Below are 24,140 nucleotides of genomic sequence, written 5' to 3' on the forward strand. Positions count from 1 at the left end.
AGCGTCCTATGAGGTTGCCGCGTCGCTCCTATCGCACAACTCCCACGCTGCTCCTCGCAATGACAATGAGTGAAAGGATATGCAAGTCGCTCTGCCTAGCGGGAGGTTGCTCCGTGCCTTGTGACGATTTTATTTACCCCTTCTTCTTCGCTTCCTCTTTCTTCTTTTTCAATGCCTCTTTAAACTTTTTATCCTCTTCCTCCTTTTTTTTCCTGGCATCTTTCAGCAAGTCTTCCTGCTCTTTTCGGGCATCGTCGGCGCTTTGTTTTTTGAATTTTTCTTCCTGGGCCTTGCCAACGCCGGCACAGGCTTTTATGCCGCTGAGGATAGTTTGCCATACCGTTTTAAAGAAAGGAAAATTTGCCGGCCTAATGAACGCCACCTTTGCCGAGCGCGGCACGTTGTTGCCATCATCCGGGTTATCGTGCTTAATGATAAAGGCGTTTGCCAGCGTAGTAATGACGGATTTTTTGGTATAATCTTTCCGCAGTACATCTATCTGCAGGTTGCTGTATAAAAACGATACCGTACCTGTAGAGGTCTTTTGTGTACTATGGATATTAAAATCGAGGCTTTTTACCCTTCCCGATGTTACCTTAACCAACGATAACGGTACTATTGCCGGGTTGGCCTCTGCGATATCCATCGGCCCCAGATGCCCTTTATAACTGTAGCTGTAAGCCGCATCGCTTAAATTAAAATTGAACGACAGACTGAATTTCCCTTTCCCCATAAAATAACTGGTAAGGTTTGCCGTGGCTATGTTGTTCTTTTTCAGTTGTTCCTGTTTATTGGTAAGGTTTAAAAACCGGGCGCTGATGTTATTGAAAAAGATCATCCCCGTTTTCATGGGGCCTTTATTGAGCTGCCGATATGTGGTGTTGAAGTTTTTCAGGTCGAGGGTATCCAAATTAAACTTAGCCTTAACAGCATGGCGGATGGCCCAATGCGGAAAGGTAACCAGCCTGTCGGTAGTTTTCAAGGGGCCGTTGTAGTTGCTGTACACCTCAAAAAAACCTTTGTACATGGTCAGCTTAGATACATCCAGGTCCTGGTTTTTTTGATAGTTCATATAATCGAAGTTGCTGAACACCGTCGAATCTATCCGCAGGGTAAACCTGTCGGCCTTTACTTTATTGAAGAACAAGGTGTGGTCCACCGGTTGCAGGTTTAGCCCGGTTACTATTAGTCGCGCCGTTTGGGTAGACAGCATTACCGATCTAACTTTGAAGGTATACAATCCATCCGCCGACTTACTGCTATAGTTGTATAGCTCTGTCCTCACATCCTTACAAAACAAAAACCGCGAGGTGTCTTTTTGCGTGGCGGAATCTATCAGCAAATCTGTGGCTTTCAGGTTTAATTCCTTAAAAGCTGATACAGCAACCTTAGGCCCGGTATAGTCTTTATATTTTAGTTTCACATCGTTCAAATAGATCTCGCCTACATTGATCAACTCGAGCGATTTGGAGATCTTTTGCCAAAGCGTACGCTTATCTTTTTTTGACGTATCAGGTTTTTGGTTCGCGTGATAGCTTACCTCCACGTCCGGAGCGTTGAGGGTAATTCGGCCAATGTTCAGCTTTTTTTTAAAGTACAGCGTAAGCAGTTGCATATGCGATACCACCAGGCGCTTCACCTGCAATTCGTACAGGTTATTTGGGGCGGTGCCTTGTTTTTTCTTAAGATTATAAACGGCAGTATCTACGCTCAGTTTGATATCATATAAAGTGGCTTGCCCTCGGAGGATGTGCAATTCGGTATTGCCAATGTCTATGCGGTAGAGGCTATCGCTGCTTTTGAGTACCTGGGCTTTTATCTTATCGGCCAGTTTTGGGGCAAAGTAGCTATTGGCGAATAGCGCGACTATCAGCGTTATGCCCAATATAGAGAGCACGGCTATCAGGGTTATTTTTTGCCAGCGTTGCCGGAGTAGTTTAAACGCCATTTATAGGGTAATTTATTTATGCCGAATAATGAGTCCCCGTAAAGGGCTTTGTTCTAACAATAAAACATTCATTTTGTTAGTCGCTGACAAACTGTCACATCATTAACTAAAATTTTGTATTTTTGCCCTTCAATTTTTAAGGATGACGATGGATTTGCTTATACCGGATAAGGCACATGACGAGAGCAGGCAGGGCGAGGCTTTGGTATTGAAGCCTGTTGGCAAAAATAACGGGCGAAAGCTTTACATAGAGAGCTATGGCTGCGCCATGAATTTTTCTGACAGCGAGATAGTAGCTTCGATACTGGCCGACAGCGGGTTTGAAACCACAGGCGATTTTAACAATGCCGACGTGGTGTTCATCAACACCTGCTCTATCCGCGAGAATGCGGAAGTACGCGTGCGTAACCGCCTCAAAGAATTTGCGGGGGCCAAGTTTAAAAACCCGGGTATGGTGGTTGGTGTATTGGGCTGCATGGCCGAACGCCTTAAAGCTAAATTTTTAGAGGAAGAAAAACTGGTAGATGTAGTTGTGGGTCCCGATGCATACCGCGATTTGCCGAACCTGATAGAACAGGTTGATGGCGGCCAGCGTGCGGTAAACGTACTGCTAAGCCGCGAAGAAACTTATGCCGATATAAGTCCGGTACGCCTAAACAGCAACGGCATCAACGCCTTTGTTTCTATTATGCGTGGCTGCGATAACATGTGCTCGTTTTGCGTAGTACCCTTTACCCGCGGTCGCGAACGCAGCCGCGATGCGGTTTCGATTGTAAAGGAATGTACCGATCTGTTTAACCAGGGCTACCGCGAGGTGACGCTGTTGGGACAGAATGTGGATTCGTATAAGTGGAAGAAGCCTCACCCGGCCTCACCCCAGCCCTCTCCAAAGGAGAGGGAGCTAAGCACCACAACTTCTGAAGTTCTCTCCTTTGGAGAGGATTTAGGTGAGGCTTCGGTTGCAGAGGTTACCGTCAACTTTGCCAACTTGCTGGAGATGGTTGCTTTAATCAACCCCGATTTGCGCGTGCGTTTCTCCACCTCGCACCCTAAAGATATTACCGACGAGGTGTTATACACCATTGCCAAATACGATAACATTTGCAACTACATACACCTGCCGGTGCAAAGCGGCAACAGCAGAATATTGGAGCTGATGAACCGCACTTACGACCGTGACTGGTATATCAACCGTATTGATGCCATCCGCAGGATAATACCGGAATGCGCGATATCTACCGATATGATCACCGGTTTCTGTACCGAAACAGATGAGGAGCATAATGATAGCGTAAGCATGATGGATTACGTGAAGTACGATTTTGCCTATATGTTTAAATACAGCGAACGCCCGGGTACTTTAGCCGCCAAGCGTTATGCAGATGATATACCCGAAGCCGTTAAACAAGCACGTTTGGCGGAGATTGTAGCCAAGCAGCAACAATACTCGTACTACCGCATGCAGGCACGTTTAGGCAGGGTAGAGAAAGTGCTGATAGAAGGCTTCTCCAAAAAATCGAACAATGACTATTGCGGCCGCAGCGACCAGAACGCCATGGTAATATTCCCGGTAACGGAAGGATATAAGCCGGGCCAATACGCAAATGTGTTGGTAGAAAGGACAACATCGGCAACGCTGATAGGTAAGATCGTTAGCCCCCCAGCCCCCTGAAGGGGGAGCTTTTGATTAGCAAACGGGGCTAATAGGTAATAAAATATAAACATCCTTCGGCTCCCCTTTAGGGGGCTTGGGGGGCAAAGTTCCCCCTTCAGGGGGTTAGGGGGCTCATGGAAATACAAGAAATTAAAAATCGCTTCGGTATCATCGGCAATTCGCCTTTGCTTAACCGGGCAATCAATATAGCTAACCAGGTATCTCCTACGGATATTTCGGTACTGATTACCGGCGAAAGCGGTAGTGGTAAGGAAGTGTTTTCGCACATCATCCACCAGATGAGTCCGCGCAAGCACGGGCCCTTTATTGCCGTAAACTGCGGGGCGATACCCGAGGGTACTATCGATTCGGAACTCTTCGGGCACGAGAAGGGTGCCTATACAGGTGCCGTTGGCGAGCGTAAAGGTTATTTCGAAACCGTAAATGGCGGTACCATCTTTTTGGATGAGATTGCCGAAATGCCCTTAGGCACTCAGGCACGTTTGCTGCGTGTGCTGGAATCTGGCCAGTACATACGCGTGGGTTCATCTAAAGTAGAGAAAACCAACGTGCGCGTTATAGCTGCTACCAACGTAGATGTTTATGATGCCGTGAAAGCCGGTAAATTCCGCGAGGATTTGTACTATCGATTGAATACCGTACCGCTGCGCATACCACCCCTGCGCGATAGGAAAGAGGATATTTTCCTGCTGTTCCGCAAGTTCACGGCCGATTTTACCGATAAATACCGCACGCCACCCATCCAGCTGGATGAGGATGCACAACAGGTGCTCATTAATTATACCTGGCCGGGCAACGTCCGTCAGTTAAAAAACATGGCCGAGCAACTGGCCGTGCTGGAACGCGACCGAATTATTACCGCTGCAACTTTGCTCACCTACATCCCGCACGAAACGGGCCGGAGTAACTTGCCTATGCGCCTGGATAACCAACCCAAAGAAGATTTCTCGGAACGTGACATCCTGTATAAAGTATTGTTTGATATGAAGCGCGATATGGTAGAACTGAAAAAGCTGGTTGCCGATATCATTGAACATGGCGGCGTGAGCGTTAACCATCAAAATCACTCGCAAACGCTTACGCAATTGTATCGCGATATTGAATTGCCGCAAAGCAATCATCAGGAACCACAATTCACTTTGCAAAAGCCGGTAACGTCAGGTATCAACAGCGGCAATGCCGATGCTTACAATATTACGCATGATGCCGAGGAAGTGGAAGAGTCGCTTTCGCTGGTGGATAAAGAATCGGATCTGATACGCAAGGCCCTCAAAAAACATAAAGGCAAACGCAAACTCGCGGCAAACGAACTGGGCATTTCAGAAAGAACCTTGTATCGTAAAATAAAAGAGTTAAATTTATAGTTATCATAGGTATATGACTAAAAAGCTATTTTTATTGTCGGTTGCGGCAAGCCTGGTAATGCTGTTCAACTCCTGCTCTGTATCGCTCAACGGCTCAGCCGTGCCGAAGGAACTTAAAACCCTTAACATACAATATTTTGAAAATACGGCTCCCCTGGTAGTAAACACACTTAGCCAGAGTTTTACAGAGGCATTGAAGAATCGCATACGCACCCAAACCAGCATTAGTATTGTAAGGGGTGAGGCCGATGCTACTATCTCGGGAGCTATAACAGGTTATAGCTATGCGCCTATTTCGATACAGGCAACCAACAACAATACGGCACCTATTGCCGGGGCCAGCCGCCTAACCATAACCGTAACCGTAAAATTTACCTACGATAAGGATAAAAAGCTTAGTTTTGAGCAGCCGTTCAGTAAATCGAAGGATTTTACGGGGGATATTGCATCGCAGGAACAGCAGCTGATATTGGATATCAACAAACAGCTCACCGACGATATTTTTAACAAGGCGTTTAATAATTGGTAAGCATTTTGTAGTTTTAGCAAGGTGGAGCAAAATATAGATAACAGGCATAAGGAAATTTTGTGGGACCTGCTGGCTAACCCGGCCGAGAACGGCCAGTTATATAAGCACAATTTAGAGCGGCTGGTGCAGGATAACCCGCAGAGCGGCCTATTGCAGGTAATGTATGCGCGTTCGGGCCAAACACCCGATGTACGCAGGGCATCTGCCTATTTTAGCCCTAAAACGTTATATAAAATACTGCACGATGCCGATGACCTGCTGCCCGTAGCACGCGAGCGGATAAACAAAGGCCTTAATGGCGTGCACGCTGCCGAGCCCGAAAACTACTTCAACAGCGGCCCGGCTTCCGAAGTAGAAGACTCGGTTACCCGTCCCATCAACATCCCAACAATTTATCAGGATGAGCCTGTTGTTGCGCCATCTCCATTAGATGCCGTAGAGAACCTTCCCGCATTTGAGGAAAGCAAGGCAGAGCCGGTTTATACACCCGCACCGGCAGCAGCCATTACGCAGCCATCAGCACATGAGGACGACGAGGAGGAATATGATAATCCCTGGGATTTTTCGAAACTGGACGATGTTAAGGCTGTAGAAGTTGCCGCTTCGGCAGAGCCTGTGCCTGCTGTTGCAGAAGCACCGGCTGCCGAGCCAATTAAGCCTGCTCCTGAAGCTGTAGCCCTCGCGCCGGTGACGCCAAAGGTGGAAGATATTACTACGCCAGCAACTGTTGCGGAGGTGCCCGTTGGGGATAAGCCGGCAGATAGCCCGGTAACGCAGCAGGCAGATGTATCGTCGTTCGATACCTATCAGCCGGAGAACGTTTTCCATAAGCAAGATTACATTGCAGACGAAGTTTACAACGAGATAGTAAGCATAGATGATATAGGTGTAGAAAGCCTCAGCAATAAATTTGCCGAAGACGAAATACCCGAAGATACGATAGCGGATGCAGCGGATGAAGACGTAGCTACCCAGCAGAGCTTTATAGATGCCGAAACCGAGAAGCTGATTTACGGCAACATCGCTGCTACAGATTACCTGTCGTTCGATAAAAAACTGGATGAGCTGCGCACCGGTGACACAGTATCGGAACCGGAAGCTGAAACTCCTGCTGCGCCGCCGCCCGTTATTGAAGAAACCACTGTTACAGAAGCACCGCAGGCAGAGTTGCCTATTGCAGCCGCATCGGTAGAAAAAGAGCAGGATATGGTTTCTAAATACAACGATGAAACTCTACCCTACAGTTTTATGTGGTGGTTGGATAAAACGCGTAAAGAGCATGCCGCGGCTTATCAGCCCTACGCACCGGCTGTACAAGGCAATACCTCAACTAACAGGGGAGGCGCAGATGAGTTGCAGCAGCAGTATTTTGCTAATATATTCAACCTTACATCGGTAAGCAGCATAGGCGAAATAGAGCCACCGAAGGTTGAATTCGATCCCGCCAAGAAAGAGGACGTAATTATCGAACGCTTCATCCATACCGATCCACAGATAAAGCCGCTTTCGCCCGATAAGCTGGATAACGAGAATAAAGCCAGGAAAAGCGCCGAAGACCAGGATGCTATGGTGACCGAAACCCTGGCCCGCATTTACGGCGACCAGATGTTATACCATAAAGCCATAGCTACTTATAAAAAATTGATGTTGAAAATTCCGGAAAAAAAGCTTTACTTTGCAGCCCAGATTGAACAGTTAGAAAAGAAAATCAATTAATAAATAAAAGAAATGTACTTATTCTTAATCATCCTCACCATCATTATATGCTTGCTTTTGGGCCTTATCGTGTTGATACAGAACCCTAAAGGCGGTGGTTTGTCATCAAATTTCGCAGGCTCTTCGCAATTAATGGGTGTGCAAAAAACAGGCGACTTTTTGGAGAAAGGTACCTGGGCATTGGCTATCAGCATTATGGTGCTTGCGCTTGTTATCAACGTAACGGTAAAAGGCGGCGTTCAAAAAACGCAGGATCAGGGCCTTACTAAAGAGCAGATCCAAAAAATGTCTAAGCCGGCTACTTCTACACCGCAGCAGCAGGTGCCGCTTGTCCCTACTACTACACCGGCTGGCACAAAAAAACCGTAAGTTATTTACGACGATATTATCAGGAGGCCCTGGATTTTTTCCAGGGCCTTTTTTGGCTAATTACGGGGCTGACACGATGACACGCCCATGTTAAACCATTGTTACCATAGGCAGGGCAGCTAACTTAAATCTGACAATAAAACAGGAAAGGCCGCCTTGGCATAATTGATGTGAAAACCAATAACGAAAACTTAAAATTATAATTTCAACAAATAGTATTACTATGTCATTAAACATTAAACCAAGTGCAGACAGGGTGGTTGTACAAGCCGCTGCTGCCGAAACTAAAACTGCTTCGGGCATTTACGTACCCGAAACAGCGCAGGAAAAACCACAAAAAGGCACTGTAGTGGCTGTTGGCCCTGGTAAATATGCCGACTTGTCTGGCACGCTAATCCCGATGTCCGTTAAAGTTGGTGACGAAATCCTATACGGAAAATATGCCGGTACAGAAGTTACCGTTGACGGTAAAGAGTACCTGATTATGCGCGAATCTGATATCTACGCAGTATTTAATTAATTGTTGAAAGGTTGTAAAGTTGAAACGTTGGAAGGTTAGCCCTGCACGTTCAACAAAATTTCAACCTTAAACTCACAAGACAAAAAAACAAACAGTTCGAAGGTTATAGCGATGTGATGCTGGAAATATCACAGACCACATTGAAACTTTTCAACCTTTAAACATTACAACATTCAAACAACAAAAAAATGGCAAAACAAGTTAAATATAATGTTGAGGCACGCGACGCTTTAAAACGCGGCGTTGATATACTGGCTAACGCAGTTAAAGTAACATTAGGCCCTAAAGGCCGTCACGTAATCATCGACAAGAAATTCGGCTCACCGGCTATCACCAAAGATGGTGTTACCGTAGCTAAAGAAATCGAACTGAAGGACCCTATCGAAAACATGGGTGCGCAAATGGTTAAAGAAGTAGCCTCTAAAACTGCTGATATTGCAGGTGATGGTACTACTACAGCTACCGTTTTGGCCCAGGCTATCGTAACTGCAGGTATCAAAAACGTTGCAGCCGGCGCTAACCCAATGGACCTGAAACGCGGTATTGACAAAGCTGTTGCAGCTGTTGTTGCCGACCTGAAGGCTCAAAAACAAGATGTTGGCGACGATTTCGAAAAAATCAAACAAGTAGCGTCTATCTCTGCAAATAACGACGAAGTTATCGGCGAGATGATAGCTGATGCGATGAAAAAAGTTGGCACAAGCGGCGTTATTACTGTTGAAGAAGCAAAAGGCACCGAAACCGAAGTGAAAACCGTAGAAGGTATGCAATTCGATCGTGGTTACCTTTCTCCTTACTTCGTAACCAACTCCGAAAAAATGGAAGTTGAGTTAGATAACCCATACATCCTTATCTACGATAAAAAGATCTCTTCGATGAAAGAGATTCTGCCTATCCTGGAGAAACAGGTACAAACCGGCAAACCATTGCTGATTATTGCCGAAGACCTTGATGGCGAAGCATTGGCTACTTTGGTAGTAAACAAAATCCGTGGCTCGCTGAAAGTTGCTGCTGTAAAAGCACCAGGCTTTGGCGATCGCCGTAAGGCTATGTTAGAAGATATCGCCGTATTGACAGGCGGTACCGTTATCTCTGAAGAAAGAGGCTACAAACTGGAGAGCGCTGACCTGAGCATGCTTGGCCAGGCCGAAAGGATTTCTGTAGATAAAGACAATACTACTATCGTAAACGGTGCCGGCGATTCGGATTTGATCAAAGCGAGAGTTAACGAAATCCGTGCGCAAATAGAAACCACTACTTCTGATTACGACAAGGAAAAATTGCAAGAGCGTTTAGCTAAATTAAGCGGTGGTGTTGCTGTGCTTTACATCGGTGCTGCTTCTGAAGTAGAGATGAAAGAAAAGAAAGACCGTGTAGACGATGCTTTACATGCAACCCGTGCGGCTGTAGAAGAAGGTATCGTAGCAGGTGGTGGCGTTGCCTTCATCCGCGCGGTAGCTGCTTTAGCAAACCTTAAAGGTGCCAACGACGATGAGAACACTGGTATCCAGATCATCCGTCGCGCTATAGAAGAGCCACTTCGCCAGATCTGCCAAAACGCAGGTGTTGAAGGTTCTATCGTAGTACAAAAGGTTAAAGAAGGTACAGGCGATTTCGGTTACAATGCACGTACCGATGTTTACGAGAACCTAATTGGCGCCGGTGTTATCGACCCAACTAAAGTTGGCCGTGTAGCATTAGAGAACGCTGCTTCTATCGCATCGATGCTGTTGACCACCGAGTGTGTGTTGGCCGACGATCCGGAAGACGAAAAAGGCGGCATGCCACCAATGGGCGGCGGCGGCATGGGCGGCATGATGTAATCAGCCCCCTGACCCCCTGAAGGGGGAGCATAATATTAAAAACCCTGTCTGTTTTTGCAGACAGGGTTTTTATTTGGACAGTTTTCTGTACGCCCCAAAACTGCGCTTTTACTATAGAGCGTTTAGTTTTAAGCTGTTCTATGCTGCAAAAACCACTATATGTGAAATTTTCGTAACTATATTATTATTCGGGGCTTTAGGCACAGCATTTGAATAAGGTGTAGTACTATGAAAAATCTAAAATCTAAAAAAATACAAATACACAGCCGCATCGTAGAGTGGGTGCTGTTCAAAGGCCCGGAGCTATTCGTGGCGATATATAGCTAATCAGCAAAAAATCCTTAATTTTGGCCCCTACCTATGGAGCTAAAAGAATTCAATAATACATTTCACATTTGGGCGGTTCATAATGGACCGAAGGCTGTTTTCGGCTTGCTGCTGTTTTTTGTTGGCCTTTGGTTTATTTCCACGCTCCGCAAGCGTATTAACCGGCACATCCGTTCTACGGCTGTCCATTCCGCTTTACAGCCTTTTTTCTTAAGCCTTACAGTTGCTGCGCTGTATTCTGCCCTTATTTTCACGGTATTAAACCTTATCGGGTTTCAGTTAACTTTTATGAGCACCATATTTGGTGCGTTTGGTGTTGCCGCGGGTTTGGCATTATCGGGCACGCTTCAAAATTTTGCAGGCGGGGTATTGATACTGATGCTGAAACCTTTTCAGATAGACGACAGCATAGTTGCACAGGGGCAGGACGGGAAAGTGACCTCTATACAGATATTCTACACCGTGTTGCTTACTGCCGATAATAAAACGGTTATCATCCCCAATGGTAAACTGTTTAACGAGGTAATTGTAAACGTTACCCGCGAAGGCAGCCGCCGACTTGATTTTGAAATAAAACTGGGCTATGCCGCCAATGTAACGCAGGTTAAGCAGATTATTAATGATGCGATAAAAGCCATCCCCGCTATTTTGCACGAACCCGCTACCCGCGTAGGTGTTGTAGCACTAGAGATAGATGGGGTACGATTTACCATCAACGTTTGGGTGGAGCCGACCAACTTCCTGGCCACCAAAATAGAGTTGCAGGAACGCATCGTAATAGCCCTGGCCGAAGCGGGGGTAAAGCTGCCGGGCGTGTAGGGTAAGTTTGCATCTGTTAGCGAAACATATAAATAACAAAGCCGGCCTGTTGAGGGCCGGCTTTGTTGCATTAATGGCTATTCGTGGTTCGCCGGGATATCGTTATATCCCAACCCTTTCGCCTTTTAGTTTTGATGCCGCAAGCAGTGCCCGGTAAGCATTTACGATACCTCCCGTTTTAGATAGGCTGGTAAAAGCTACTTTGTCCTTTGTGCCTGGTTTAAGCACCATGGTGCCGGTTAGCGGCGTTGCCGATTCAAGCAGCACTTGTTTCAATTGCTTTGCACTAAGGGTTGGGTAGTACTCTAAAACCAATGCTGCAATGCCGGCGGTAATAGGAGAGGCAAAGCTGGTACCATCGGCCGTGTTGAATTCTGCATCGGTATCAACCGAGGTTACTTTTACGCCCGGCGCAAATACATCTACATTGTGCTGGCCGTAATTGCTAAAGCTGCCTGCGAGGTTTTCATCGAACTTTGCAGACGATGCGCCCACGCTGATTAGGTTATCTGCATCGGTACCGCTGCCATCGGCAAAAATATCGTTAGGGTATTCGGGGCTTGCATCCATATCCAGGTTATCGTTGCCCGATGCCTGTATCAGCAACACGTCCTTGGATGCGGCGTATTTGATGGCTGCATCAACCCAATCTTTATGCGGCGACAGCTTTTTGCCAAAGCTCATGTTGATGATATTGGCACCATTATCTACCGCGTAGCGGATGGCGTTGGCTATATCCTTATCGTACTCGTCACCATTAGGTACGGCTTTAATGGCCATGATGCGCACATTATCGGCCACGCCGTTGATGCCATAGCCATTGTTACGCACGGCGGCTATCAGGCCGGCTACGCCCGTACCGTGCGATGCATCGGCAAACTTGAGGAGGCCGCTGCCATAGGGCTTGCCATCCTGTGCGTTGGGGTCATCGCCTACAATGCGTTTACGGGCATCCAGATCTGGGTTAACGTCGTTATTCAGTTTGGCCAGGTACTCGCTCAGGTCGGATATAATTTTGGCGTTGGTAGCGCCGCCACCCTCCTGGTCGAAAACCGATTGCCAAACATATTTGCTTTGGTTAATGGTATCGTTGCTGGCTTTAATGCGCGCAAGGTCTTTCACTGTAAAAGAGGCGTCGGTTTTTAGGCCCAATGCGCGTTTGATGTACCCGCTGGTCGCCATCAGGGCGTTCATGGCAGGCTGCAATTGCTCTATCTCGTCTTTAGATTTCTTTACCGTGGTTTCGTAAATGAGCTTCACTTTTTCCCAATAGGCAAATTCTTTTTCGCTACCTGCGGGTGCGCTTACCAGGTTGCCGTACTTTTCTTTCAGCCGGTTGTACTCGCGTACCTCTTCGGTGGTTTCAGTAAAATCGCACTTGCCGCCAGGGCCCCCCAAAAAGTTCCAGCCGTGTATGTCGTCTATATAACCGTTATGGTCATCATCAATGCCGTTGCCGGGGATTTCCTTGGTGTTGGTCCACAGGATAGGTTTCAGGTCGGCTTGCGCGGTGTCAATACCGCTATCTATGGTGGCAACCACCACTTGCTTGCTTTTTTTGCCGGCAACGAAGAGGTAAGCCTGCTTTGCGCTGATACCGAAAAAGCCATCGGTCTTCAGGTCCATTAGGTGCCAGGCCTTTGGCGGTTCGGGAGCGGATACCTGGGCAAAGCCGTTAAAGTTGCTTAAAAGTGCGCCGCACAATACCGCGCCGGAGAATAATCTGCCAAATTTGTGCATAGATATATACTGGGTTTAAAATGTTAAAGGTCGAATTTGATGCCTTGTGCTAAAGGCAACGTTTTTGAGTAGTTAATAGTATTGGTTTGGCGCCTCATGTACACTTTCCAGGCATCCGAGCCCGACTCGCGGCCGCCGCCGGTTTCTTTTTCCCCGCCGAAAGCCCCTCCAATTTCTGCTCCCGATGTGCCTATGTTTACGTTGGCTATCCCGCAATCAGAACCCGCGTAGGATAAAAATGTTTCTGCCTCGCGCAGGTTATTAGTCATGATGGCCGATGATAGGCCCTGCGGAACGCCGTTTTGCAATTCGATAGCTTCTTCGATGGTTTTGTATTTGATGAGGTACAATATAGGTGCGAAGGTTTCGTGCTGCACTATCTGGTAATGGTTCTCTACCTCGGCAATACAAGGCTTTACATAACAGCCCGATACGTAGGCTTCGCCTTCCAGCCTGCCGCCCTCTACCACAAAGCTGCCGCCTTCGGCTTTGCACTTTTCAATGGAAGCTAAATACAAGGTAACCGCGTCCTGATCGATCAGCGGGCCCATGTGGTTATTCTCGTTAAGCGGGTCGCCTATTTTTATCTGTTTATAGGCATTTACCAGTTTCTGTTTAAAGGCCTCGTAAACATTCTCGTGGATGATGAGCCTGCGCGTGCTGGTGCAACGCTGCCCTGCCGTGCCCACCGCGCCGAATACCGCCCCGATGAGCGACATATCCAAGTCGGCATTCTCGGTAATAATAATGGCATTATTGCCGCCAAGCTCCAGCAGGCTTTTGCCCAGGCGCGCGCCTACGGCTGCGCTCACGGCCTTGCCCATACGGGTCGAGCCCGTTGCCGATACCAATGGCACGCGGGTATCGTTGGCCATCAGTTCGCCAACCTCGCGGTCGCCTATTACCAGGCAGCTAACACCTTCTTCAATATTATTGGCTTTAAAAACAGCTTGCGCTATGTGCTGGCAGGCAATGGCTGTCAATGGGGTTTTTTCTGATGGTTTCCAAACGCATACGTCGCCGCAAACCCAGGCCAGCATGGCGTTCCAGCTCCAAACCGCCACCGGGAAGTTGAATGCCGATATAACGCCTACGATGCCCAGCGGGTGGTACTGCTCGTACATGCGGTGCTCGGGGCGTTCGCTGTGCATGGTAAGGCCATATAGCTGGCGGCTAAGCCCCACAGCAAAATCGCAGATATCTATCATCTCCTGCACCTCGCCGTAGCCCTCCTGCAGGCTTTTGCCCATCTCGTAGCTTACCAGCGTGCCCAGCTCTTTTTTGTTCGCGCGCAACTGCTCGCCTATCTGCCTTATGATCTCTCCGCGCTTTGGCGCAGGTATGGTTCGCCAGGTTTTGAAGGCTTTGGCAGCGCACTGCACTACGGCATCATAATCGGCAGCGGTGGCCATCTTTACTGAAGCTATCTTTTTGCCATCGGTGGGCGAAAAGATGTCTTTAACCGCCGCGTTAGGGCTGCTGCCCCAGTTGCTGCCGGTACTAAATGCCTCATTTATGTTGTTTATATGTAAATGATGAAGTACATCTGATATTATTAGGCTCATAATTGTTACTTTTGTCAAAGGTAAAAATCTTTAGGGCAAATCAGATCAACCCGCCGGCCCACCCGCTCAAATGCTTCCTATTTATTATCAGGCACTTGTATAAGCGGCTGTTGAGAATGTGCGTATGTTGAAAACTTATTTGTTTTAAAGCTGCTTATTGTTGTAATTTAAACACATGTTTTAAGCCTTGCGGGATTAAAACCTCCCAGGGGATGTGTGTTCTGCAAATAAACTTGAATGGAAGAAGAATTTGAATTTGGTTTTACCGAAGATCCAAAGTTTTCGGTAGAACGCTACGAGGAAATGATCCGCAACCATGATCAGTACTTTTTTGATGCGCAGGCTTTTGAAAACATCATCGACTACTACATCGAAAAGAACGATCCGGCTAAGGCCCTGCAGGTATCAGAGTACGCACGCAACCAGCACCCGTTCGCGGCGGTTTTCCTGATAAAACAGGCGCAGCTACTGGTAGTAACCAACCGATCTACAGAGGCGTTTGCCGCACTGGATAAGGCCGCTATGCTTGAGGCCAGCGATGCTGATATATACATTATTCGCGGCAACCTGTACGAGAGTATGGAACGCAACGCCGAGGCATTGGAGAACTACGAAAAAGCGCTGGACCTGGCCGAAGAAACCGACGAGATACTGCTGCATATTGCCTACGTTTACCAAAACATGGGCGATTACGATACCGCCATCACTTACCTTAAGCTTTGCCTTAAGCAGAATATGGAAAACCAGGATGCCCTGTACGAACTGGCCTTTTGCTACGACGTGCTGGATAACCAGCAGGAGAGCGTGCAGTTTTATCAGCAATACATCGATAACGAGCCATACAGCTACGCCGCCTGGTACAACCTGGGCAACGCTTATACCAAGCTAAGCCTGTTCGAGAAAGCCATAGACGCTTACGATTACGCCATACTGATCAAAGACAGCTTTGCATCGGCCTATTTCAACAAAGGCAATGCCCTGGTGAACCTGGAAAAATATGCCGAAGCGATAGATGTTTACCGCGAAACTTTCGAGTATGAGCAACCCAATGCCGATACCTATTGCGCTATTGGCGAGTGCTACGAAAAACTGGAACAGATGGACGAGGCGCGTTCTTTCTATAAGAAATCGGTGAAGATGGATCCTAAGCTGGCTGATGCCTGGTTTGGCATTGGCGTAACATTGGATTTTGAGGAACGCTATTTTGAAGCCCTGCACTTTTACAAAAAGGCCCTTGATTTGGATATTGCCAATGCCGACTACTGGTTTGCCATTGCCGATGCCGAATACAAGCTGGGCCATTTGCCCGAAGCAGAATCGGCCTATGAAAAAGTAGTAGAACTAAACCCGTTGGATGTAGATGCATGGTTGGACTACTCGTCTATACTATACGAACAAAAAAGGCTGGCAACGGCGATAGAAGTAATTTCATCGGCCATCAAAAATAACCCCGAGGCTGCAGAGCTCTACTACCGCATGGTGGCTTACCTGTTTGCCAAAGGCGAGTACAACGAAGCATTGAACTTTTTGGAAATGGCCCTCACTTCGGATCCGGAGAAGCATTTCATCCTGTTCGATTACCTGCCCCAACTGCAGGATAATAAAGTCATCGTCGATATCATCAACCGGTACACGAAATAGATGTGCAGATTACAGATTTCAAATGTGCAAATGAGAAAATAGGTGTACAGATTTTAGATTACAAATGTGCAGATGAAGGAAAGTCATCTGCACATTTTTTTTGCCTTTAACATTTCTTTCTGCACATCGCTAGGCATCTGCGCATTGTAAAGCTTTTGTTAAGTTCTCAATAAATCTGCGCATCCTAAAAAATCTGCACATCTGAAATTTGCACATCTGCACATCCTTGGCTTACCTTTGCGCCATTAATACTTTTAGTTATAAGCTATAACCAAACGCACATCTATACATGAACTATCATATAAACAACCTGCCCGAACGTACCGCGAAACCCCGTAACAAAGGCCTCACCATGGTGATGGACAAGGGCCTTAGCCTGCGCCAGGCAGAAGATTTTATTGAGATGGGTGCAGGTTATACTGATTTGGTGAAACTGGGCTGGGCAACCTCCTACGTATCGCCAAACCTGGATGCCAAGCTGAAGCTGTATAAGGATGCCGGCCTGCCGGTTTATTTCGGAGGAACGCTGTTCGAGGCGATGATTGTGCGCGGGCAGTTTGATGATTACCGCCGCATATTGGATAAGTACCAGATGGAATATTGCGAGGTATCTGATGGCAGCATCAATATAGAGCATGACGAGAAATGTAATTACATCCGCGAATTGAGTAAGCAGATTACCGTAATATCCGAAGTGGGTTCTAAAGACATCCAGAAGATATTCGCTCCTTATAAATGGATAAAGCTGATGAACGCCGAAATAGAAGCGGGCAGCTGGAAAGTGATTGCCGAGGCGCGCGAGAGCGGCAACGTAGGCATCTACCGCGATTCGGGCGAGGTGAGGCAGGGGTTGGTAGACGAGATACTCACCCAAATACCCGAAGAAATGATTATTTGGGAAGCTCCCCAAAAAGCGCAGCAGGTGTGGTTTATCAAACTCATTGGCGCCAACGTTAGTTTAGGTAACATCGCCCCGGCAGATATCATCCCCCTGGAAACGCTAAGGCTGGGGATAAGGAGCGATACGTTTGAGCACTTTTTGAAGTAGGAAGGGCTATTGAATACCAAAAAAGCTATACAACCGGCAAATGGTGAGCAAATGCTTTTGATAATCCTGTAGACTAACTGAGTATAAAGTTATTACGAGTTCCTAATATTTAAAGGCGAATTAATCTTAACTGTTGGACGGAACGGTATCTTTTAAAAAGTCGAATTCTTTTTCTGCTTCTTCTGAATACCTATGTAATCTGGTAATATAATCATGCGCATTCCATTGACCTCCTATTAAAATGACATACTCGGTTGCATTTTTTAAATTATCCAAATTAATAGAGTGGTTAATGCTCACTAAATCATTGATAAGATCTATATTCTTAACAAAGTTATTGTAGGAATGATGTAACGGCGAATCACCTATGAAAGTAATCGCATGCCACGGATATCTGTTGTAATTAGTGTGGAAGCTCTTAAAATAGGTGAGTTTTAAATTATTATCTTGTAATGATGATTCGTATAAAGATTTAAATTCGTAGAAAATTCTGTTATAATCCGCTTTGTGGACTGCACTAGAAAGTTTCACTAAGTTCCATTTTACATCGTACTTTTCATTTATTCCAAGTAAAATGGATGGCGTTAATATGTTAGCCGAAAATAGGATAATGAGATTTTTAGCCTCAACATACGTATCAGCGTTAAGTTGAAGTGATATTACGAGTTCCTCGAACTCTATGCCATTAATTACTAAGTTACCAGTCCAACAGGCGAAGATGGGTTCTTCGGGGTGGCCCTCCAATTGGATTATTCGTATTGCCCTATTGTTCTTAATAAGAGTTGAAAAGATGGGATTGCCGTCAAGAATCTCTTTTCCATTGCTATAGTAATTGTTGACATAGCTATTCGCCTCAATACCAATTGTTTCCTTAACAAGATTTTTCCAAAAAGTTGTTAAAGTGCTATAATTAGCAACGTTGTCAACAAAATCCCTTATAGAAAAAACTTTTTTTAATTCGTCCATCTTATTAACTTTTATATAAAGGCGATGCCGAAATGAACTTCTAAATCAACTCGTTCTAAGTAACCCTTTGGAAAAGACTTTATCAAGGGTTTTCCCATATCTAAAACATTTATGCCGCCATTTTCATACGACTGATCGATGAACTTCCGGCATTTTGCGAAGCCATTTGCTCTGGCCAGTGCATCTTTCCTTGATATTTTACCTTCTAATTCATTCAATAACAAATGTCCGTCGACTGCTAATAACGGCAAACCTTGTGCCCAATGAGTTGATTCTTCCAAAACTTTACCTTGTGCTTGAAAACGTCCTCTATGATTCATTAAAAATATTAATTGCAAGTAGCTTAATTTTAAAGCAATGTACTAAGATACGTAAATTAAATATGTTGTGAATGCGCCGAATAAGATATAATCAGATAATGAAGAATCGAACAAAATCGTAAACACAGATGATGCCGTGGCCGATATTGGGCATTATTAAATCATCCAGATTATCAACGCCTTACCGAATTTGTTTATCTTATCAACGTAACATACCCCGTTATGGCTGGCGTTTTTTTATCCAGGTTGATTACATAGTAGTACGTGCCGAATGGCAGGCGTTTGCCTTTCCGGGTGCCGTCCCAGGTATCGGCAGCGCCTTTTGCGGAGTGATATACCTCGGCCCCCCAGCGGTTAAACACTTTAACGTATGCATCCGGGTAATCTGCCAGGTTGCCAATTTCCCATTTATCATTGTAACCATCGCCATTTGGCGTGAAAATGTTGGGTATCACCAAATGCACCTGTACGGTTACCTTTACAGTTACGGTGTTTATGCACCCGCTTGCCGAGCGCACCGTTAAGGTGTAAATAGTGGTCTTATCAGGTGTGGCGGTGGGGTTAAGTACTTTCGTGTTATCTAACCCGACCGATGGGCTCCAGGTAATATCCGTGCCCTTACCTGCCGAAGTGCTTGCGCTCAGTTGTACGCTATTGCCTTTCTCTATAACCTTATCGCCGCCGCCATTAACAACAGGTATGGGGTTTATTACCATGCTGATGCTGTTGCTGGTGGCGATGCCAGGCACGGCGCAATGCGCATTGCTGGTAACCTTACAGGTTACTATATCATTATTTACCAGCGTACTGCTGGTAAATGTGTTGCGGTTGGTGCCTGCGTTTGCGCCGTTTATTTGCCATTGGTAAGCTGGGCTATTGCCGCCGTTCGTTGGCGTAGCGACAAAGGTGATTGTTGTACCGTAGCACACATTGTTCGCATCGGTGGCTATAGTTACCGATGGGCTAACCGGGCTGGCCACATTTATGGTGATGCTGTTGCTTGTGGCTGTTGGCACGGTAGTACAGGTGGCGTTGCTGGTGATAACGCATTGCACCACGTCGCCGCTGATAAGCGAATTGATGGCGAATGATGCGCTGTTACCGCCCACGCTGCTGCCGTTAAGCAGCCATTGATAAGCAGGTGCTGTGCCACCGTTTATAGCCGTGGCCGTAAAGCCAACCGTCTCGCCCGGGCAAATATCCGTTGCTGATGCCGCGATAATTGCCGATGGCGTTAAATAGGGATTTACTACCATGGTAACCGTGTTGCTGGTAGCAGGTACCGGCGTGGCACATAACGCATTACTTGTCAATAAGCAGCTTACCTTATCGCCATTGGCCAGCGCGCTGCTGCTGAAAGTGCTGCTATTATTGCCGGCATTAATGCCGTTTACCTTCCATTGGTAAGCCGGAGTGCTGCCGCCGTTTACCGGCGTTGCCGTAAAAGTAACGTTAGCGCCGGTGCAAATGGTGCTTTGCGAAGCTGATATGCTAACCGATGCCGGAAGGGTAGGGTTTACAAGCATGGTTATGCTATTGCTGCTTGCGGTTACAGGCAGGGCACATTTGGCGTTGCTGGTTATGCGGCAGCTTACCACATCGTTATTGGCCAGCGTGCTGCTCACGAAGGTGCTGCTGTTACTGCCTGTATTTGCGCCATTTACCAGCCATTGGTATATGGGCGTAGTGCCGCCGTTGGTTGGTGTGGCCGTAAAGGTAACCGAGGTGCCCGCACAGATATTGTTCCCCGAGGCCGAAATGGTTACCGAAGGGCTCACCGGCGTGTTTACGATGATACTGATGCTATTGCTACCGGCGGTTGGGGCAGCGCTGCATGGGGCATTGCTGGTTACTATGCAGGTTACTACATCGTTGTTAGCCAGAGCGGTGCTGGCAAATGTGGCGCTGTTGCTGCCCACATTACTGCCGTTTACCTTCCATTGGTAGGCCGGGTTGGCCCCGCTGTTCAAAGCCGTTGCTGTAAAGGTGATATTATCTCCCGGGCAAATGTTGTTTGCAGATGCTACGATGCTTACCGAGGGGCTTAAGTAAGGGTTTACCACCATGGTAACCGCATTGCTTGTGGCTTGCGTGGGGCAAGGGACATCGCCGGTAAGCATACATGTAACATTATCGCCATTGGCCAGCGTGCTGCTGTTGAAAGTGTTGCTGTTAGTGCCCGCGTTTACGCCGTTTACCTGCCATTGATAAACGGGGTTGTTACCGCCGTTTACCGGTGTTGCCGTAAAGGTTACGCTGCTGCCGGTACAAATAGTAATTTGAGAAGCCGCTATACTCACCGAAACAGGCGGGCTTTGGTTTACAACCATAGTAACGACGTTGCTGGTAACGGTTTGCGGTGCCGAGCATACGCCGGTTACAGTAATGATACAGGTTACTTTATCGCCATTAACAAATCCGGCACTGCCAAAAGTGCGGCTGTTGGGGTCGCCTGCGTTTATGCCGTTAACCTGCCATTGATAATAGGGGTTTGCTCCTACGTTAGTGACCGTTGCGGTGAAGTGGACAAATATACCCGGGCAGATATTGTTGTCTAAAGCTGTGATACTGATTGTTGGTGGCGCAGTGCTGTTAACCGTCATGGTAATGGCGTTGCTGGTAACGCTGGCCGGGTTGGCGCATGGCGCGCTGCTCGTCAGCACGCAGGTTACCTTGTCATTATCGGCAAGGGTGCTGCTGCTGAAGCTGGCACTGTTGGTGCCCGCGTTTACGCCATTTACCCGCCATTGATAAGCGGGCGAACCGCCGCCGTTTACCGGCGTTGCTGTAAATGTTACCAAAGTACCTGCGCAGACGTTAGTTGCTGATGCTGCAATGGAAACTGAAGGCGTTACGCTGCTGCTCACTTCCACATGCACGTTGGCAACATCCACGCAGCCATCGGCGCTCGTTATCTCAACGGTGTAATCAGTACTTACCGCAGGCGATGCCTTTGGGTTAGCGATGTTCGGATTATCAAGCCCAGTGGCAGGCGACCATTTGTAGCTGACACCGCCGTAGGCCGTTAATTGTACCGGCGACGAAGGGCAGGTTTCTACCTCGCTATTTTTTACGTTGCTCGATTTAAAATCCGAAAAGAAACCGTAAAGTGTCCCGCTGTTCGTGCCGCCATTGATAAAGCCCAGCGAAAAATTCCCGGCGGAATTAGAAAAATTAAGCGCGCTGCCGGAGCTAACTGCGTTGCTGAGGTCAATCCGGGAGGTAACATAAGCGCCGCCTGTGCCCGGGACAACAAAAAAATCGCTGGCTTTGATCAGCGAATTGTCGCCGTTGACGCTAAAGCTATTCTGAAGGCCGTTTTTGGTGGTTATCAAAACAGCAAACAACTCATCTTTGCTCCGCACGATACTTACCGATTTGGAGCCCGTGCAATTCAATTTGGGGATTACTGCCGAACCCACTTCGCAGCCATTGCCTGTTAAATGGTAAACGTATATTTTCTTGTCGGATCGTATGTAAGTGCTGTTGCCGGTTAAATTGAATATGGTCGATTGCCCTTTAGATAACGTTGCCGATGGGCCGGTACCACCATCAATGTAAATGGATGTACCATCTTCAACCGCCATCACATAAATATTATCGTTGGGTACTAAGAATCCTCTGGTAACGATGTACTCTGTGCCCAGTACGTCGGTTGGTACGGCCTGGTCACCAATAAGATCGGCACAGCTGGATACCTGCACCAAGTCATCTTTCAGGGTTATGGCAATGAGATTATCTGATGATATATACGAGCCATGCAGGTGCCCGCTTGCCGCGCCGCTTGTTGCTACGGCCGAAAAAGTTTGCCCGGCGTTCAGCGTAATGGTGAAAGGGATACCGGCGTTATGTCCTACGATGTTTTGTTTAGGGTTGATGGTGACATGGGTATTATCCTTAGTTGCCACGATATCGAAAGAGTTGGTAGCTGCGCTGTAGGCGGTAGATTCATCGTACGTGTACTGAGACGAGATAAAAAATTCCGTGCCGAGCGCATTTTTTCCTTTCAGCGAAAATATCTCGGGGTTGCAATTGCAAAAGCCGCTCACCACTTCGTAATAGGCTGTTATATCGGCGGTTGATTTAATAAGCAAGCCTTTATTTAGAGTAGTATTTGCGGGTGCGTTTTGCAATTGGTTTATCCAGGGGGTAAGGTCTACGCTGGCGGTAGCATTTGGGCCAATATCCTTTATAATGGGTATAAATGATGGGTCGGCGGGCATGGAAATCGTTACCGTGGCCTGCGACGCAGCTGTAGTGATACGAAGCGCAATAGGTTTATTGAAATCGCGGTTGGCATCGTAAACATTGGGCACTACAAACCAAAATTCATTGTCTGTTTGCGCCGAGGCCAGGTGCGGCAGCAATACAATAAGCCCAAATAAAAATGCTTTCAGCAGGAAGAGGTGGCTGTATTTAGCAGGCTTAGGATGTTTCATTAGGGGTATATAGCTATAAAGCATCACAATAATAAACATTATCGGCGTAAAATCAGTGGCTTTTTTGGAGGAAACAGTGTTTAGCCGGGTGCCAAACAACCCCACCCTCCACCTGTTATCTTTAAAATGAACTGCAACCATGAGCGAACCCAAAGATAAACCCCCAATACAGCACCCAACCAGCGACCCGAAAGTAGATGCTGCCGAACAGGACGTAATCACCAATAACGAAGAGTCCAACAAGATCGTCAATACCGATGATGCCGTGGCCGATATGGAGGGTCTCGAAACTACCCGGAGCGAGGATGAACCATCCACCGCCCTCAATGCCGACCGCAACATAACCAATAGTGAGGAAGCCAGTGGCGATGAACCGGTGGTGAATTAACGCGCGAATAAATACCTGCAATACGGTATAGCTATTAAACTTTCCGGGCTTTAGCTTTATGCTACTGGGGTGGATTATCAAAAAAAAGCATTTGAGGATGCCGGTGCCACCGCAGTTTGCAGCTTAAGCCATGTATATCGCAATATCTACATTATATTTACCACTGGTATTAACGGGAAACCGCGTTAGTGCAATCGGCTTGGTTTGCGCTATATTTATCTTTTCCGTTGCACTGGGCTACCTGCTTTATAACCGCCGCCAGCTAAAACAAACGGCCATTTTGCAGGAAGGGATAATAAAGCAGCAAGAGATGGCTACCAAAGGCATTATCGATGCCGAAGAGAATGAGCGACGGCGGATAGCTGGCAATCTGCACGATGGCGTGGGGCAGCTGCTATCGGCAACGCGCATGAATTTGGATACCCTGCTGGAGCTCATAAAGCTTACCGACCCGGCCAGCCTGGCCCTTGCCGCCAAAATAATGGCCATGGTTGATGAAGGCTGTAACGAGGTACGCGTCATTGCCCACCAGATGATGCCCGATGTGCTATTGAAGATGGGCCTGGCAACGGCCCTGCGCGATTTTGTGGATAAGATAGATTCGCAGCGGCTGAAGATTGTACTGCAAATTGCAGGATTGGACAACAGGCTGGATAACAGCGTAGAGATGGTGCTTTACCGGGTGATACAGGAAACGGTAAACAATGTGCTAAAGCACGCAAAGGCAACGCAACTGGATATACAGGTAATGATGGACGGACACGAGTTATCGGTAACCATTGAAGATAACGGGGTAGGATTCGACAGCAACCGTCGCGGAGAAATCGGCGGCATTGGCATCAAGAATATCCTTACAAGGGTTGCGTATTTAAAAGGGACCGTAGATATATCATCGTCGCCGGGGATGGGGACACTGGTGGCAATTTTGATACCTTTACCATAA

Annotated in this window: 18 protein-coding genes; 12 read left to right on the forward strand and 6 right to left on the reverse strand. The window is 47.2% G+C overall.

Annotated elements, in window-relative coordinates; genetic code table 11:
• Positions 1 to 133: 133 nt before the first annotated feature.
• Positions 134 to 1,948, reverse strand: a complete 1,815-nt coding sequence (locus tag AC1DYT_RS03570) for an AsmA family protein (protein WP_477468277.1) — start codon at positions 1,946 to 1,948, stop codon at positions 134 to 136.
• Between the two features lie 148 nt (positions 1,949 to 2,096).
• On the opposite strand from AC1DYT_RS03570, the gene AC1DYT_RS03575 reads away from it, so the two are divergent.
• From AC1DYT_RS03575 to AC1DYT_RS03610, 8 genes are all read left to right on the forward strand, one after another.
• Complete coding sequence (locus AC1DYT_RS03575) at positions 2,097 to 3,620, forward strand: MiaB/RimO family radical SAM methylthiotransferase (RefSeq protein WP_477468278.1); 1,524 nt, start codon at positions 2,097 to 2,099, stop codon at positions 3,618 to 3,620.
• 116 nt (positions 3,621 to 3,736) lie between these two features.
• Positions 3,737 to 4,987 carry a sigma-54 interaction domain-containing protein gene (locus AC1DYT_RS03580; protein WP_477468279.1) on the forward strand — a complete coding sequence of 417 codons (1,251 nt, stop codon included), beginning with the start codon at positions 3,737 to 3,739 and terminating at the stop codon, positions 4,985 to 4,987.
• A gap of 13 nt (positions 4,988 to 5,000) precedes the next feature.
• Positions 5,001 to 5,516, forward strand: a complete 516-nt coding sequence (locus AC1DYT_RS03585; protein WP_477468280.1) for an LptE family protein — start codon at positions 5,001 to 5,003, stop codon at positions 5,514 to 5,516.
• Between the two features lie 21 nt (positions 5,517 to 5,537).
• Entirely contained in the window at positions 5,538 to 7,232 is a 1,695-nt protein-coding gene (locus tag AC1DYT_RS03590; protein ID WP_477468281.1) for a hypothetical protein, read from the forward strand.
• A 12-nt stretch (positions 7,233 to 7,244) separates the two neighbouring features.
• Positions 7,245 to 7,601 (forward strand): preprotein translocase subunit SecG, encoded by a 357-nt coding sequence (gene secG, locus AC1DYT_RS03595; RefSeq protein ID WP_477468282.1) that lies wholly within the window; start codon positions 7,245 to 7,247, stop codon positions 7,599 to 7,601.
• 223 nt (positions 7,602 to 7,824) lie between these two features.
• On the forward strand, positions 7,825 to 8,121 hold the full coding sequence (locus tag AC1DYT_RS03600) for a co-chaperone GroES (RefSeq protein WP_133230047.1): 297 nt from the start codon (positions 7,825 to 7,827) through the stop codon (positions 8,119 to 8,121).
• A 188-nt stretch (positions 8,122 to 8,309) separates the two neighbouring features.
• Positions 8,310 to 9,944, forward strand: a complete 1,635-nt coding sequence (gene groL, locus AC1DYT_RS03605) for a chaperonin GroEL (RefSeq protein WP_477468283.1) — start codon at positions 8,310 to 8,312, stop codon at positions 9,942 to 9,944.
• A 360-nt stretch (positions 9,945 to 10,304) separates the two neighbouring features.
• The gene (locus tag AC1DYT_RS03610) at positions 10,305 to 11,090 is read left to right on the forward strand and encodes a mechanosensitive ion channel family protein (protein WP_477468284.1); all 786 of its coding nucleotides are present in this window, start codon (positions 10,305 to 10,307) and stop codon (positions 11,088 to 11,090) included.
• Positions 11,091 to 11,192: 102 nt separating this feature from the next.
• On the opposite strand, the gene AC1DYT_RS03615 is transcribed toward AC1DYT_RS03610, so the two are convergent.
• Positions 11,193 to 12,830, reverse strand: coding sequence for a S8 family serine peptidase (locus AC1DYT_RS03615; protein WP_477468285.1), 1,638 nt, complete (start codon positions 12,828 to 12,830; stop codon positions 11,193 to 11,195).
• A gap of 23 nt (positions 12,831 to 12,853) precedes the next feature.
• Complete coding sequence (gene amaB, locus AC1DYT_RS03620; RefSeq protein WP_477468286.1) at positions 12,854 to 14,395, reverse strand: L-piperidine-6-carboxylate dehydrogenase; 1,542 nt, start codon at positions 14,393 to 14,395, stop codon at positions 12,854 to 12,856.
• Between the two features lie 237 nt (positions 14,396 to 14,632).
• Between amaB and AC1DYT_RS03625 the strand changes: the two genes are divergently transcribed.
• The gene (locus AC1DYT_RS03625) at positions 14,633 to 16,036 is read left to right on the forward strand and encodes a tetratricopeptide repeat protein (protein ID WP_477460569.1); all 1,404 of its coding nucleotides are present in this window, start codon (positions 14,633 to 14,635) and stop codon (positions 16,034 to 16,036) included.
• A gap of 289 nt (positions 16,037 to 16,325) precedes the next feature.
• Positions 16,326 to 17,084: a phosphosulfolactate synthase gene (locus AC1DYT_RS03630; protein WP_477460568.1), complete on the forward strand. Its 759-nt coding sequence runs from the start codon at positions 16,326 to 16,328 to the stop codon at positions 17,082 to 17,084.
• 126 nt (positions 17,085 to 17,210) lie between these two features.
• On the opposite strand, the gene AC1DYT_RS03635 is transcribed toward AC1DYT_RS03630, so the two are convergent.
• From AC1DYT_RS03635 to AC1DYT_RS03645, 3 genes are all read right to left on the reverse strand, one after another.
• Positions 17,211 to 18,050, reverse strand: a complete 840-nt coding sequence (locus AC1DYT_RS03635; RefSeq protein WP_477468287.1) for a hypothetical protein — start codon at positions 18,048 to 18,050, stop codon at positions 17,211 to 17,213.
• An 11-nt stretch (positions 18,051 to 18,061) separates the two neighbouring features.
• Positions 18,062 to 18,388: a hypothetical protein gene (locus AC1DYT_RS03640; RefSeq protein ID WP_477468288.1), complete on the reverse strand. Its 327-nt coding sequence runs from the start codon at positions 18,386 to 18,388 to the stop codon at positions 18,062 to 18,064.
• A gap of 176 nt (positions 18,389 to 18,564) precedes the next feature.
• Positions 18,565 to 22,809, reverse strand: coding sequence for a T9SS type B sorting domain-containing protein (locus tag AC1DYT_RS03645; RefSeq protein WP_477468289.1), 4,245 nt, complete (start codon positions 22,807 to 22,809; stop codon positions 18,565 to 18,567).
• Between the two features lie 139 nt (positions 22,810 to 22,948).
• Between AC1DYT_RS03645 and AC1DYT_RS03650 the strand changes: the two genes are divergently transcribed.
• Both AC1DYT_RS03650 and AC1DYT_RS03655 read left to right on the forward strand, forming a co-directional pair.
• Complete coding sequence (locus AC1DYT_RS03650) at positions 22,949 to 23,197, forward strand: hypothetical protein (RefSeq protein ID WP_477468290.1); 249 nt, start codon at positions 22,949 to 22,951, stop codon at positions 23,195 to 23,197.
• 130 nt (positions 23,198 to 23,327) lie between these two features.
• Positions 23,328 to 24,140 carry a sensor histidine kinase gene (locus AC1DYT_RS03655; protein WP_477468291.1) on the forward strand — a complete coding sequence of 271 codons (813 nt, stop codon included), beginning with the start codon at positions 23,328 to 23,330 and terminating at the stop codon, positions 24,138 to 24,140.

This window comes from Mucilaginibacter sp. P1_D10, assembly GCF_056406215.1.